The organism is Sorangium sp. So ce726 (assembly GCF_051521405.1).
Classification (GTDB): domain Bacteria; phylum Myxococcota_A; class Polyangia; order Polyangiales; family Polyangiaceae; genus Sorangium.
Window position 1 is genome coordinate 7,038,536 of record NZ_CP150349.1, and the last position, 14,476, is coordinate 7,053,011.

The 14,476-nt window shown below is 70.2% G+C and carries 11 protein-coding genes; 7 read left to right on the forward strand and 4 right to left on the reverse strand.

The genetic code is table 11. The features are described from left to right. Nucleotides 1–36: 36 nt before the first annotated feature. On the reverse strand, nucleotides 37–648 hold the full coding sequence (locus tag WME79_RS26110; RefSeq protein ID WP_437520164.1) for a Crp/Fnr family transcriptional regulator: 612 nt from the start codon (nucleotides 646–648) through the stop codon (nucleotides 37–39). 256 nt (nucleotides 649–904) lie between these two features. Between WME79_RS26110 and WME79_RS26115 the strand changes: the two genes are divergently transcribed. The 4 genes from WME79_RS26115 (at nucleotide 905) to WME79_RS26130 (ending at nucleotide 4,104) form a co-directional block, all read left to right on the forward strand. Continuing rightward, a complete protein-coding gene (locus tag WME79_RS26115) occupies nucleotides 905–1,339 on the forward strand; it encodes a hypothetical protein (protein ID WP_437520166.1) in 435 nt (144 codons plus the stop codon). 403 nt (nucleotides 1,340–1,742) lie between these two features. Next, nucleotides 1,743–2,606 carry a mechanosensitive ion channel family protein gene (locus WME79_RS26120; RefSeq protein ID WP_437520168.1) on the forward strand — a complete coding sequence of 288 codons (864 nt, stop codon included), beginning with the start codon at nucleotides 1,743–1,745 and terminating at the stop codon, nucleotides 2,604–2,606. A gap of 150 nt (nucleotides 2,607–2,756) precedes the next feature. After that, complete coding sequence (locus WME79_RS26125) at nucleotides 2,757–3,569, forward strand: mechanosensitive ion channel family protein (protein WP_437520171.1); 813 nt, start codon at nucleotides 2,757–2,759, stop codon at nucleotides 3,567–3,569. Nucleotides 3,570–3,672: 103 nt separating this feature from the next. Beyond that, nucleotides 3,673–4,104 (forward strand): nuclear transport factor 2 family protein, encoded by a 432-nt coding sequence (locus WME79_RS26130; protein WP_437520174.1) that lies wholly within the window; start codon nucleotides 3,673–3,675, stop codon nucleotides 4,102–4,104. Nucleotides 4,105–4,185: 81 nt separating this feature from the next. Here WME79_RS26130 and WME79_RS26135 read toward each other — a convergent pair whose 3' ends face one another. Together WME79_RS26135 and WME79_RS26140 are read right to left on the reverse strand one after the other, a co-directional pair. Beyond that, the gene (locus tag WME79_RS26135; RefSeq protein ID WP_437520177.1) at nucleotides 4,186–5,586 is read right to left on the reverse strand and encodes a vanadium-dependent haloperoxidase; all 1,401 of its coding nucleotides are present in this window, start codon (nucleotides 5,584–5,586) and stop codon (nucleotides 4,186–4,188) included. 449 nt (nucleotides 5,587–6,035) lie between these two features. Beyond that, nucleotides 6,036–6,773: a helix-turn-helix transcriptional regulator gene (locus WME79_RS26140; protein ID WP_437520180.1), complete on the reverse strand. Its 738-nt coding sequence runs from the start codon at nucleotides 6,771–6,773 to the stop codon at nucleotides 6,036–6,038. Nucleotides 6,774–6,876: 103 nt separating this feature from the next. On the opposite strand from WME79_RS26140, the gene WME79_RS26145 reads away from it, so the two are divergent. Beyond that, nucleotides 6,877–7,989: a DNA alkylation repair protein gene (locus WME79_RS26145; RefSeq protein ID WP_437520182.1), complete on the forward strand. Its 1,113-nt coding sequence runs from the start codon at nucleotides 6,877–6,879 to the stop codon at nucleotides 7,987–7,989. Between the two features lie 202 nt (nucleotides 7,990–8,191). After that, a complete protein-coding gene (locus WME79_RS26150; RefSeq protein WP_437520185.1) occupies nucleotides 8,192–8,845 on the forward strand; it encodes an HD domain-containing protein in 654 nt (217 codons plus the stop codon). 32 nt (nucleotides 8,846–8,877) lie between these two features. On the opposite strand, the gene WME79_RS26155 is transcribed toward WME79_RS26150, so the two are convergent. Beyond that, nucleotides 8,878–9,837 (reverse strand): diacylglycerol/polyprenol kinase family protein, encoded by a 960-nt coding sequence (locus tag WME79_RS26155; RefSeq protein WP_437520188.1) that lies wholly within the window; start codon nucleotides 9,835–9,837, stop codon nucleotides 8,878–8,880. A 627-nt stretch (nucleotides 9,838–10,464) separates the two neighbouring features. Here WME79_RS26155 and WME79_RS26160 point away from each other — a divergent pair. Further along, entirely contained in the window at nucleotides 10,465–14,415 is a 3,951-nt protein-coding gene (locus tag WME79_RS26160; RefSeq protein ID WP_437520191.1) for a M36 family metallopeptidase, read from the forward strand. Nucleotides 14,416–14,476: the final 61 nt, after the last annotated feature.

The following is a 14,476-nucleotide window of genomic DNA, read 5'->3' on the forward strand; positions in this document are numbered from 1 at the left end:
CATGACCAACGGAGCGAAATCGCACCTTGACCTAGGTCAAGAAGCAGCGGATCTGGTCGCGGCGCGCTTCAGGCGGCTCAGGGCCTCGGGTGTGATGCCGAGGTACGCCGCGATGTGGTAGTCGGGCACGCGGCGCGCCACGGCCCCGTGCTCTGCGAGGAACGCGCGATAGCGCTCGGCGGCCGGATCCATCAGCAGCGACGCCTCGCGGCGCACCTTCTTCAGGTACACCCGCTCGACGATCCGCCGGCTCACCCGCTCCCAGTAGATGTCGCGCTCACAGAGCTCGCTCAGCCGCGAGTAGGGCGCGACGAAGATCTGCATCGGGGTCAGCGCCTGGATCGTCAGCCGGGCGGGTTCCCTGGTGATCAGCGCCTCCAGCACCGACATGAAGTCCGGTGCGGAGATGAACCCCTTGTTGAACTCCTTCCCGTCGCTCCGCGTGTAAAACATCCTCGCGATGCCGGAGTTGACGAGCGCCACCGAGTCGCTCGCCTCGCCCGCCCGCACGAACGCCTCGCCCTTCCGCAGGCTCTTCCCGTGAAACAGGGCCGCAAAGGCGTCGAAGTGCGGCGCCGGCCGGTCGTCGAGCGCGGCGATCATGCGCGCGAGCGCCGCGACCTGCTCCGCGCGCGAGAGCTGCACCATGGCCGGGGAGCCTAGCACGGCGCTCCCGGAGCGCGTCTTCCGTTCGCCTACGCCTTCGTGGTGACTGGCCGAGTTGCATCGGTTAGATCACAGACGCATGAAGCACCCGGCAGCCACGGCGGTTCTTGTCGCCTCTTGCCTTCTCCTTGGCTCTGCGTCGGCGCAGGCGGACGGTTTGCCCCCCGCGGGGAGCCCTCCCCCGGTGGTATATCCCGGGGAAGGCTGGCCCAACGTGGGGCGTCCTGGCGACCCGGTCGTGAGCGTGGGTGGCCTCTTCAGCTATACTGGCCGCGAGAACGCCGATGACGCCGTGGGCGCCGGCGTCGAGGGTAGCTTCGCATGGTACGCACAGGGCTCGTTCGTTTGGATAGGCGCCGTTGCGCAGGCGCAGCTCGTCGCCGACGGACCGGTCCATGAGAGGTTGGCGCTCGGTTTCCAGGGTGGGTTCGGCCCGATCGGCGCCGAGCTCTCGATGTACACCGAGGGCGCGGGCCGGTCGAACGCCCGAACGTATGGGGCGCAGATCGTCCCCTTCATCGCGATCCCCATCGCGTACGCGGGCTTTCGACTCGCCCTTCCTTTCGACGGGGGAAGTGGCGCGACGATGCCCTCCTACGGCACGGAGTACGGGTTGGTCATTGGCTTGAAATTCCCGATCAACCCGAAAGCCTTCGGACATAGTCTTCATTGAGCCCGCTCAGAGCCCCAGACGCCAGCCACGCCATTCTCCCCCTGTGCCGCTGGCCCGCGTCCGCTTTCCCCTCCTCGACCGTCACCTCGGCGGCGACTCGCCTGGCGAGCTCCCTTGCTCCCGTGCGCCTGCACGTCGGCCGCGCGATCTACGCCGCACGCCGCACGCCGCGCGCGGCCCCGCCGCCCGTTGCTCCTTCGCTACAACCAGGTATCCGCTCCGCGGCCGCCTGATGTCCGCAGGCCGCAACGCTGAGGCTCGAAAATCTCGGTCACGCCCCTCGCGGAGCGACCCGCCGGTGTGATAAAGCTGGCCGCCGGGGGGCAGATCCAGCAAGGCGCGTCGCGCATGCGCCTTGCACGGGGCCCCCGCGAGCGGCGCACACGTCGCCAGGAGGCTTGAGATGGACGAGAGGGTTCAGCGGTACGTGGACATGGGGGTAGCGCTCGGGGTGAGCGTCGGCGGCAAGATCGTGGGCGCGATCGTGGTCTGGGTCATCGGCCGCATGATCGTCCGGGGGATCCTGTCGATGATGCAGCGCAGCTCCGCGCTGAAGAAGCTCGACACGACGCTGGCTCATTACCTGGAGTCGGCGGCGTCGGTGCTGCTGAACATCCTGCTCGTCATCGCCGTGCTCAGCGTCTTCGGCGTCGAGACGACCACCTTCGCCAGCCTGCTCGCCGCAATCGGCATCGCCGTCGGCATGGCGTGGTCCGGCCTCCTGTCGAACCTCGCGGCGGGCGTCTTCATGATCCTCCTGCGCCCCTTCAAGACGGGGGATTACGTGACGGCCGGCGGCGTGACGGGCACCGTCCACTCGATCGGCCTCTTCGCGACCACCCTCGACACGCCCGATAACGTCCGCACCATCGTGGGCAACAACAAGATCTTCAGCGACACGATCCAGAACTTCAGCACGAACCCGGTCCGCCGCGTCGACTGCACCGCGCAGCTCGCCCACGGCGCGGATCACGAGGCGGCGATCACGCGGCTCAAGGCGCACCTCGCGCTCATCCCCAACGTCGCGAAGGACCCTGCGCCCAGCGTCGAGATCCTGGATTTCACCCTCGCCGGGCCCGTGCTGGCCGTCCGGCCCTTCTGCCACACCGATCATTACTGGGACGTCTACTTCGCCACGACCAAGATCATCCGCGAGGAGCTCGGCAAGCTGGGGCTCCCCGTCCCGAGCCAGCACGTGCACATCAACCAGCTCGCGGCGGCGCCTCCCCACCGCGCCGCAGGCTCGGAGATCCACCCGACGGCCTGACGCGCTGTCGACCACGCGGCCTGCCCGCGCGCCGCCTGCCCGCATGCGGCCGGACAGGCGCGGGTGGCGCGCTGCTCGGCAGCCCTTGAGGCCGGCTGGCAGATCCTCTACGCCCGGGGTGCGCGCACGCCGTTGGCGCGCCACCGCACCATGCACCTCGAGGATCTGGTACCTTCCGCCGACACGCTCAGGGCGATCGCCACCGCCATCATCATCCTCGCCGCGGGTGGTCTCGCGAGCAAGTGGGCGTACCGGTTCGCCGTCACGGCCCTGACCAAGACGCACCTGGATCAGGCGCTCGCGCGGTTCCTGGCGTCGATGCTCCGCTACACCGTGCTCGCGGCGACGTTCATCGCGTCGATGGAGACGGTGGGCATCCACACGACGAGCCTCGTGGCCGTGGTCGCCTCGGCGGGGCTGGCGGTGGGGCTGGCGCTGCAAGGGAGCCTGAGCAACTTCGCGAGCGGCGTGCTCATCCTCTTCTTCAAGCACTTCCAGCTCGGGGACAAGGTCGCCATCGGGAGCCACAAAGGCATCGTCGAGGACATCGGGCTCTTCAACACCACGCTTGTGTCGTCGGACAACGAGAAGATCGTGATCCCGAACGCCTCGGTGACCAACGGCCCGATCGTGAACTACTCGGATCGAGGGCTGCTGCGCGGCGCGGTCACGCTCACCGTGGAGGGCCGGCTGCGCGACCTCGGGCCGGCGATGGAGGCCCTGGTGCGCGCCGGCAAGCGGGCCAGCGGCGTGGCGCAAGACCCGGCCCCCACCGTGTTCCTGACCGACATGGAGGACGGCTCGCTCGACCTCACGCTGACGGCCTGGTACAGCGCCGTGGAAGAGGACGGGAGCATGCACAGCCTCCGCGTCGCGGCGCTCGAGGAGCTCGACGCGGCCGGCGTCAAGCTGATGAACCGGACGCAGCTGGTCCTCCATCAGCGGAGCAAGGCCCCGTCCTGAAGCGGGGAGCAGTCAGCCCAGGCGTGTGGTCGAGCGGGCGAGGCGCCGAGACCGCGCCGCCGAGGCTCTTGCGCCCGCGCTGGCCGGGGAGCATGGTCGCAGCATGAGCTTCGGGGAGCGCGTCGCGGTGGAGCGGCTTGTCCTGGCCGCAAACGAGGCCTTTTATGAGGCGTTCCGCGCCGGGGATTACCAGGCGATGTGCCGGGTGTGGGCCGAGCGGGCGCCCGTGGCCTGCGCCCATCCCGGCACGGAGGCGCTCTCGGGGCGCGCCAGCGTGCTCGAGAGCTGGAGCCAGATCCTGCGCCAGGCCTCGCCCCTGCGCATGCGCTGCCAGGGCGCCTCGGCGCACCTCTTCGGGGACTTCGCCTTCGTCACGTGCCTCGAGGCGAACGGCGACGAGCCTGCCCACCTGTGCGCAACCAACGTGTTCGTCCTCGAAGACGGGCAATGGAAGATGGTCCACCACCACGCGGGCCCGCTCTCCGCGCCGCGGCCCGAGCGGTGGGCGCCCGCTCGCTCCCGGCTCATGAACTGAGAGGCGGGCCGGGGCTGGGGAGACCCGCCACGAGGCGAGGGGTCGCCTCTCGATGGATCGAGCGGCTCCCTGGCGAGTTCGTCAAGGAAGCGGCTGGAGGATCCTGTCGAAGACGGCGTCACCGACGCTCTTGCCCTGACGGATCCCGTGCACTCCATCGAACCGCCAGTGGACGCCCAGGTAGATGCGGCTGATCGCGTTCTCCCAGGACGCCTCGTGGAAGCTGGAATAGCAGCGCGTGATCTCGGGGCGGACATTGCCCCGCTCGTCCGTCGTTACCCCGTTGTACTCGTCGGACATGAAGCAGAAGGGAATACGATCTGTCCCATAATAACGGGTCAACACCTGGAACATGGCAGCCCCGAAGCTCGCGTGCCCGGAGGTGTACGCCGGGAACGCCGGGGTCATGCGCGGCGGGCCCTGGTTGCTGCCGGGGGATCCGAGGGGCGTCCACCTCCTGTCAGCTATCGTGAGCGAGTTGCTATCCCTGTCGGCCCGACGAATCGCGACGATCGGCCGCCAGAATTCGTAATAGTATTTCGTCTCCCACGTGGCGATAGCGGCGTCGGCCAAGGCGATGTTCACCAGAGCAAAGTAACGAGCGTTCTCGATCTCCGAGTTGCGCTCCTCGACCGCGAGGACCCGCGCGATCTGGTTGTAGAGCCGGGGCGGCTCACCGAGGCGCGGGGCGGAGTCATACGACCAGAAGATCCCGATGACGGTCTGCTCCGGAGTGCGCACGGTCGGAGTGCGCTCGCCGTCGCCACCCAGCAGGAAGACCTCATAGAAGCTCAACGCGTACTCCAGGCTCCCCAGCGGCGGCGGTGGCGGAGACCGGAACTCGGCGCCGCTCTCGATGGCGAACGGCTGAACCGTCCCCCATCTCGGGGTCAAGTACCCCTGATCGGGATAGAGCGGATCGACGCGATGCCGACCGGGGGCGATGTCTGGAGTGTAACGCATCGGGGCGTCTGACCTGTCGTTCTCCCGCTCCGCGAGGATCTCGTCAGCGACAGCGCCGCCCAGCGCACGACCGTCCTCCTTGGCGTCGCTCTCGGGGATCTCCGCCAGGTACTCGTCGAGCCTCACGTCGAGCAGCGCCCTCTGCCTCGGGAACAACGCCGTCAGCGTGCGGTGAGCTGCGGTGGCCACCGCCGCGTCGACGGATGCATCCGGCATGTCGAGGAGGACGGAGTACGGCTCGTAACTCGGGACGATCGAGTTCACGGCGTCGAAGATCGCCGCATGAACGATCGCGAGAGCCCGTGAGACGCGCGTCGGCCCGTGCTGGTCCCGCCCGCGTACGCGGGCTGTGTCCTCTGCGACCGCGTCCAGAGCGACGGCGTTCCAGTCGAGGACCGCGTCCCTGTCTGGCGGATCTCCCTGCGCTGCCGGCACGTGCGCGGACGCTGGACCTCCGAGCAGAGAGGCAGTCAGGGCAGCGAAGGAGATGGACGCCCATCTCGCGGCTGAACGGTTCATTCAAGCTCCTTGGTTCGAGTCCTCAAGAATGGCCATCACACACAATGGCCCCTCGATCGTCGACTGGATGGGGGGCCATCCAACGACGAGATGCATGCATCGACAACCTCGGCGAGCGCGAAGCCCGTATCTACCCGTGCGACACCGGCCACCGCGCGCAGGCGAGCACGGCCTCAGGGGGCAGGTCGGCCGTGCGCCATCGATCGGTGGTCACTCCTGGGCGAGAGCTCTCTCTGCACTCGCCCGGAATCGAGCACTCACTCCGTGTACCGGACGTCGCTCTTCGTTCTGGTCACTCGCCAAGATGTCGTGTGTTGTATCAAACCTAAGCTATCAGGCAGAGCCGATACGCGCAACCGTGCGACACGGTGGGTCCCAGGCTCGCTGGGTCGATACGTGGTGGGCACAGGTTCGGAGCCTGAACGGTGTCCGTCCGCTTTGGCCGGCATTCATGGTCGGTCGCCGAGGAGCGGTCGCCACGCGCATTCGTCCGGCAAGAGCGCCCAGATGACGTCGGCGCTCGGACGAAACGCGATCTCCGGCAGGACGCGGGGGGTCGAGATGCGATCCATCCTGAACATTCGCGGCTCGTTCTTTCCCGTGTCCAGGGCGAGCACGTACCAGACAGGGCTCTGCACCAGCAGGCCGTGCGGCTCGACGCGTCGCCTCGACGTCCTCCCCTCGCGGTCGCTGTAGTCGAACCCGAGGCCGATGCGCGAGGAAAACGACTCCTCGAAGAGCCTCACCAGCTCTGCTGGAGGCGTCCCGGCGCCGGCGCGCACTGGCCCGCTCGCCGGATCGCCGACGATGACCCTGCGGCAGAGGGCGCGCAGCTCTCGCGCTCGTTCAGGAGGAAGGCTGCTGAGCAGCTTGGCCAGCGCGGAGCTGGCGGCGTCGCTCCACGGAAGATCGCTCGCGGCCTGAGAGAGGCGCGCAGAGAGCCAGAGCGTCACGATCTCTGCGACCGAGAGGTGCACGGCGGTGACGCCCCGGCCCGCGTCGAGCCGGATCCCCCCGCCGGGGCCGACCTCGCCCTCGATGTTGAGGCCGCGCTCCCGCAGCGTCGCGAGGTCCCTGCGCACGGTGCGGGCGCTGACGCCGAGCGTGGCGGCCAGCTCGCCGACGGTCGTCGCTCCCCGCGCGCGAAGCAGGTCGGAGAGCTCCATGACGCGGACGGCGCGCGACATATGGTGACAGAATCTGTCAGGGTCCCGCGCTAGTCAACGCCCATGTCCAACCTGACGAAAACCTGGCCAATCGGCCTCGGCGTCCTCGCACCGACAGATGCCCATGGCTGACCGGCTGAAGGACCTCTTCGACGAGCGGTGCGTCCGCTCGATCGCCCGCAACCTCCGCGCGGCGCACCCTGGCCTCGACGAGCGCGGCTTCGCCCGCGGCTGCCTGGCCGGCCTCTCCGATCTGGAGCTCACGGGCCGCGCCTCCCACATCGCGGACGTCATGCACCACCACCTGCCGCAGCCCTTTCCGGAGGCAGCTCGCGTGATCGTCGCCTCCCTCGGGCCTGAGCTGGCTCGGAGCGACGCGTTCGGCCTCGAGCCGCTGCAGTACATGCCGCACGTGTTCTATGTGGCAAAGCGCGGTCTCGATCACTTCGAGGACGCGATGACCGCGCAATACGAGCTGACGAAGCGGTTCTCCGCCGAGTTCAGCATCCGCGCGTTCCTGACGAGGTACCCCGACGCGACGCTCGGCCGGCTCCGCGCGTGGGCCGCCGACCCGAACGTCCATATCCGCCGGCTCGTCTCCGAGGGGACGCGCCCACGGCTGCCGTGGGCCCCGCGGCTCCGCGCCTTCCAGCGGGACCCAGGCCCGGTCATCGAGCTGCTCGAGCTCCTGAAGGACGATCCGGAGCGCTATGTGCAGCGCTCCGTCGCCAACAACATCAATGACATCGGCAAGGACCATCCGAGCATCGCGGCGAGCCTCTGCCGGCGCTGGCTCGACGGCGCGCCGCCCGGGCGGCAATGGATCGTGCGCCACGCGCTGCGGTCGCTCGTCAAGAAGGGTGATCGCGGCGCGCTCGACGCGCTCGGCTTCGGCGCGGCGCCGAGCGTCGCGATCGCTTCGGCGGCGCTGTCCCCGCGATCGGTGAAGCTCGGCGGCGAGCTCCGCTTCTCGTTCGAGCTCACGTCGACGGCCCCGCGCGACCAGGAGCTGATCGTCGACTGCGCCGTGCACTTCGTGAAGGCGAACGGCTCGACGCGGCCGAAGGTCTTCAAGCTGCGGAAGCTCGCCTTGCCGCCATCGGGTCGAGCCGAGATCACCGGCAAGGTCTCCTTCGAGGAGATGACGACCCGCCGTCACTACCCCGGTCGCCACAGCATCGATGTGCTGGTCAACGGCGTGGCGCACCCCCTGGGGCAATTCGAGGTGCGCCGGTGACTCAGCGAAAAAGAAATTGAACAGGGAGGCGGGGAGACGGGGAGATTCATGGGATTTTACTCCCCGTTTCCCCGCCCCCCTGTGAATTCTCCCGAAAAAATTAGAAAGGATGCTTCAGGGCGAACGGGGCTGGCGCCCCTGAGAGCGCGGGCGCCGCGCTGAGCCGTTGCGCGGGTCGGGGTCCGCGTCTATGAGGCGGGAGATGAAGGACTGGGAAGCGCTCTTCGCAAAGAAGCTCGAGGAGACCGACCTCGGCAATGATCCGGCCCATGATCTGGCGCATTTCACGAGGGTGGTCGCCACGGCCAGGTCGCTCGCGGCGGACGAAGGGGCAAGGCTCGAGATCGTCGTCCCCGCGGCGTGGCTGCACGATCTCGTCAACGTCCCCAAGAACGACCCCAGGCGCTCCCAGGCGTCGCGGCTCTCCGCGGAGGAGGCGCTGCGCTTCCTGCGGAGCGTGGAGTACCCCGGGGCGTTCCTCCCCGACATCGCCCACGCCATCGAGAGCCACAGCTACAGCGCGGGGATCGAGCCGACGACCCTCGAGGCCAGGGTGGTCCAGGACGCCGACCGCCTCGACGGCCTGGGCGCGATCGGGATCGCCCGCTGCTTCGCCGTGGGCGGCCTGCTCGGCGTGCGGTTCTATGATCCCGGGGATCCGTTCGCCGAGCGGAGGCCGTGGGACGACCGGGTGAACGCGATCGACCACTTCCACGTGAAGCTGTTCAAGACCGCCGAGAGCCTCAAGACAGCCGCAGGGCGCCGCGAGGGCGCGCGACGCGCGGAGTTCATGAGACAGTACCTCGCTCGCCTCGCGCTGGAGATCGGCGGCGAGATGGCCTCTGACGTAAGCTGACGTAAGCTGACGTCAACTGCCGTCAACTGACGTCAGCCCGCGCCGGCGACCGTCACCGCGGCCGCCACGGCGACCGGGATCGTGAAGTTGTCGTCCATCCGCGTGGAGAACAGCTCGGTCGCCGCCCCGGCCAGGCCGGCGACGGCGGCGAGGAGGAGCCGCGAGGAGAGCGACGCCGGGCCGAGCGCCCACATCACGGCGAGGGCGCTCAGCGCGCCCGCCGCGAAGAAGGCGAGCGTGCCCTCCAGCGAGCGGCCGTCGCGCAGCCGCGTGCGGCCGAAGCGGCGGCCGATGAGGGCCGCCGCCGGGTCGGCCACCGCCAGCACGATCACGGCGAGCGACTGGCTCAGCCGCGTCCCGAACAGCGCCAGCAAGAAGAGCGCTGTCACGTACCAGGTCGACGAGTTCACCCGGTAGCGCTCGTGCGGGTGCGCCACGAGCCGGAAGGCCCCCATCAGCCGCTCATTGACGCGCTCGCTGACCCGGCGGGCGATCTCCATCGACCACACCGCCACCACGAACGCGCCGCTCGCGGCCACGAGCCAGCCGCGCTCCGGCAGGAGCTGGATCAGCCCGAGCACCGAGAGCCCCGAGCCCACATGCCACAGGCTGCGCACATGGTTCGTCGGCCTGACGCTCGGCGGCGCGGCGACCACGCCGCGCAGCGTCAGCAGCAGCGACTCGTAGGCAGGCTGCACCTCTCGCTGGAACGCGATCCACGCCGCCTTGGGCGAGGGTGTACCGGTCGGGGTCGCCCGCTCGACCGCCGCGAGCAACACACGGAGCCGCTCGCGGAGCCGCTCGAGCCTGCCCCCAGCGTCGTCGCGCTCAGCCGCCACGACGAGCTCGCGGAGCCGCGACGCCACCCGCTCGACCCGGGCGCGAACCTCGGGCTCGTCATGGAAGACGAAGACGGCGGGATCGACCTGACGCAACAGTACGCAAAGCTCTTCGGAGACGAGCTTGGTCTCGACGTGCAAGGCGTGGATCACGTTGGGTTTTGCGAAGATAATCGCCGGGGGTCGGACGCCATGTCAGCGCTTCGTCATACCAGCACCCCACGCGTGAGCTGGCTCGCGGGGCCAGCCCTGCATGAGCCCGCACCACACGAGCCCGCACTCTGAGAGCCTGCACCACACGAGCCGGCGCTGCACGACGCGCCGCGTGAGTCCGCACCCCACGAGCCGGCGCTGTACGACGCGCCGCGCGAGCCGACCCAACGCCGACCAGGTCCCGGAGGAGATCGCGGGCGCGACAACCACCCTCCTGCACCACGCGGCGACCGAGCGATATGCTCAGCTCGCCTCGCGAGGACACATGACACGGCAATTCATGGATTCATGCAATGTGACAACAAGGATTGCTTCTCTATTCCATTCCGGCCTCGGCTCCGCGTGACTCGCGCTCTGTGGAGCGTCCGGACGAGATCGCATGAGAGGCGCCTTACGACGCCGGACAGCGCGAGAGCCGTCCCGCTTTCCCTGCGTGCACGCTGCGGCTAGGTTGCCTTGCGCCGCGGATTCGACGGGTGGGCGCGAGGCGCCCGGGGAGGCAGCGCGCGATCTGCCCGCGCGCGGCCGGTCATGCGTCGTCCCCTCGGAGTCGGAGAATCGAGGAACATGAAGGTCTCAGTTCGGTACACCGCGCTATCGCTCGCGCTGCTCGCAGGCCCCATCGCCCACGCGCGAGAGCGCCCGAACTACGACGCATACTTCAAGGCCCCGCCCGCGCCGCCCGCCCGCGCCGCGCGTGGCGTCGACGAGGCCGCGCCGGGCGCCGTCGTCGCGTCGACCGATCCGCAGCGCGGGGTGCCCACCTTCGTGTGGGCGACGTCCCCGGCGCACCGCCCGCTGACCGCGAGCCACGCGACGCCCGAGGCCGCCGCCCGGTGGTACGTGCAGCGGTACGCGCGCCTCTACGGTCTTCCGCAGGCCGCGCTCGACACGGCCGTGGTGCGCCACGTCCACGACACCGGGCGCGGCGGCATCGTCGTGACGCTGGGCCAGGACGTCGACGGGACCCCGGTCTTCCGGAGCGGGCTCAAGGTGCTCATGAAGCGCGACCTCGGGCTCGTCGCCCTCGCGGGCAACCTCCACGCGTCGGCCGTCCCCCTGCCGCCCGGCGCCGCCTCGCCAGCGGCCGGCTCGCTCCGCGGCCGGGCGTTCTCCGGCTCGCCGGCGCAGGCGGTCGTCCGCGCCCTGCGCGACGCGCACCGCATCGACATCAAGACGGCCGACCTCCGCGAGCTCGGCGAGGCGAAGGGCGGGTATCGGCTCTTCGACATCGCGGACACCGATCACGCGCGCCAGCGCGCCGGGAACCTGCGCTTCACGCAGCCGGCGCGGGTCAGGAAGGTGCTCTTTCCGCTGCCCGACCGGCTCATCGCCGGCTACTTCGTCGAGCTCGTCTCGGGCGACGCCGGCGGCACGAGCTCCGCGGCGTATGCCTGGGTGTTCGGGGCCAGCGACGGGCAGATGCTCTACCGGGAGAACCTCTCCCACGCCGCGTTCGATTACCGGGTCTGGGCGGAGGAAGGGGGCGACCACAGGCCGCTCGACGGCCCCCTCGCCGATCTCTCGCCGCACCCGACCGGGCGACCCGACGGCCACGTCTCCCGGTACGTCGCGCCGAGCCTCATCTCCATTGATGGCTTCAACACGAACCTCGACGGCGGGGCCGATCCCTGGCTGCCGGCCGGCGCGACCTCGACCCGCGGCAACAACGTCGACGCCTACGCGGACCACAACGCGCCCGACGGGTTCTCCAGCGGCGATATACGCGCGGCGCTCTCGGGGCCGGGCTCGTTCGATTACCTCTATGACCCGCTCGCCGACCCGCTCGCCACGCCCGAGCAGACCATGGCGGCCGTCACCCAGATCTTCTACGTCACCAACTGGCTCCATGACTGGTACTACGACTCCGGCTTCACCGAGGCCGCGGGCAACGCCCAGCGCGACAACCTCGGTCGGGGCGGCCTCGACGGCGATCCGCTCCTCGCGGAGGCGCAGGACGACGCGACCGGCGGCAGCCGCGACAACGCGAACATGGACGCGACGTACGACGGCGCGTCACCCCGGATGCAGATGTACCTGTGGTCCGGGCCGGACCAGCGCTCGCTGAGCGTCACGCCGCAGAACGCCAGCTACGCGTCGAACACCGCCCTGTTCGGGCCCCAGCGCTACGAGATCACCGGCGAGCTCGCCCTCGCCCAGGACGGCGCCGAGCCCCGCGGCGACGCGTGCGGGCCGATCACGAGCGACGTGGCCGGCAAGATCGCCCTCGTCGACCGGGGCGGGTGCACCTTCCCCGAGAAGGCGAAGAGCGCGCAGGCGGCGGGCGCCATCGGCGTGATCATCGCCAACAACCGCGAGAGCGACGGGGCCCCGCGGCTGTTCGGCGAGGCCCCCGAGGTGACGACCCCCGCCCAGAGCATCTCGCAGGAGGACGGCAGCGCGCTCAAGGCGGCGCTCGCCGCCTCGGACGCGCCGCTCACGGTCACCATGACCCGCGAGCCCAGCGTCGAGCGCGACGGCACGATCGACAACACCATCGTGGCGCACGAGTGGGGCCATTACATCCACCTCCGTCAGGTCGCGTGCGGCACGAAGATGTGCGGCGCGCAGAGCGAGGGGTGGGGCGACTTCATCGCCCTGCACATGGCGCTGCGTGACGGCGACGACCTCGACGGCGCCTTCCCGCTCTCGAGCTACGGGAGCGCGGCGCTCGGCGACAGCTACTTCGGCATCCGCCGCGCCCCCTACTCCGTCGACTTCACCAGGAACGGGCTGACGTTCAAGCACATCTCCGAGGGCGCCCGCCTCCCCGACCACCCGCTCAACTCCTCGTTCTCCGACAACTCCGAGGAGCACAACGCGGGAGAGGTCTGGGCGAGCATGCTGTTCGAGGCCTACGTCGGGCTGATCCGGCACGGCAGCGGCCTGACCCCGCCGCGCGCGTTCGAGCAGACCCGGCGGCGGATGAGCGATTACGTGGTGGCCGGCATGCAGCTCGCGCCGGTGAGCCCGACGTACACCGAGCAGCGCGACGCCCTCCTCGCCGCCGCGCTCGCCAGCGATCAGGGCGACTTCCTCGCGCTGGCGGAGGCGTTCGCCCGGCGCGGCGCCGGCACGTGCGCCGTGTCCCCGCGCGCCGACTCGCACGATCTCTCCGGCGTCGTGGAGAGCTTCAGCGTCCAGCCCGAGATCTCGCTGGTCCGGGCGGATCTCGACGACAGCGCCGGCTCCTGCGACCGCGACGGGCTGCTCGACGCGGAGGAGTCCGGCACGATCGCGATCGAGATCGTCAATCGCGGCGCGGCGCCCCTGACCGGGGCGGTGGCGTCCATCGAGGTGCCTTCCGCGGGGGTGACGTTCCCGGACGGCGCGCGCGCGTCGTTCGGCGACATCGCGCCGTTCGCGACCGGGACCGCGACCGTGGCGGTGAAGCTCGACCGGACCGTGGCGCCCGCCGAGGACCTCAAGCTCAGCCTGACGCTGAAGAGCGCCGCGGCGTGCACGCCGGTGCGGGTGGAGGCCCTGGTGCGCCGCGTGAACTTCGACGAGGTGCCGGGGTCCTCGGCGGTCGACGACGTGGAGGCGCAGAGCACGACCTGGAGCGTCGAGGGGCTCTCCAGCGCGCTCGTGTGGTCGCGCACCGAAGGGACGGCGCCGAACCGCGTGTGGCGCGGCGTCAACCTCGGGAGCGTGTCCGACACGGCGCTGGTGTCGCCGGCCCTGGAGGTCAGCGATACCGAGCGCTTCGTGCTGACGTTCGCGCACCGGCACCAGTTCGAGACGAGCGACGAGACGTTCTGGGATGGCGCGGTCGTCGAGATCAGCGCCGACGGCGGCGAGACATGGCGGGACATCGGGAGTCGCGCGCAGCCCGGCTACAACGGGAGGGTCACCGTCGAGTCGGGCAATCCGCTGGGCAGGCGGAGGGCCTTCGTCGGCCAGAGCCCCTCGTGGCCCGACGTCGACCACGTGGCGATCGACCTGGGGACCGCGTTCGCCGGGAAGACGGTGCAGGTGCGGTTCCGCGTCGGCACGGACGCGGCCGCGGGCGACACCGGCTGGGAGCTCGACGACATCGGGTTCGCGGGCCTGAAGAACAAGCCGTTCGCGACGGTGGTCGAGGACACCGCCTCCTGCCAGGGCGGGCCCGTGGCCGACGCGGGGGCGGACCAGGCGGTCGCGATCGGCGAGCTCGTGACGCTCGACGCCTCGGGGAGTTCGGACCCCGAGGAGGACGAGCTGACGTTCTCCTGGGTGCAGACGGCGGGGCCCGAGGTCGAGCTGACCGGCGAGGGCGCGCGGGCGACCTTCGTGGCGCCCGAGGCCGCCGCGACGACGACCCTGGCGTTCGAGGTGACGGTCAGCGACGGGATCCTCGAGGCGACCGACCAGGTCAGCGTGGTGGTCGATCTGGCGAAGGAGCCGGCGGCGCCCGTCGAGGCGTGCGGGTGCGCGATCCCGGGGGACGCGCCGCGCGGGCCGCTGGCCGCGCTCGGGGCCGCCGCGGCGCTCGCGGCGCTTGCGATGCGGAGGCGGCGCGGCGGTGGCCCTGGGTGAAGCCGTGGGCCAGGCGGCTAACATGTAAGGCGGAATATTCACCCATTGACGCCCGCGGCCC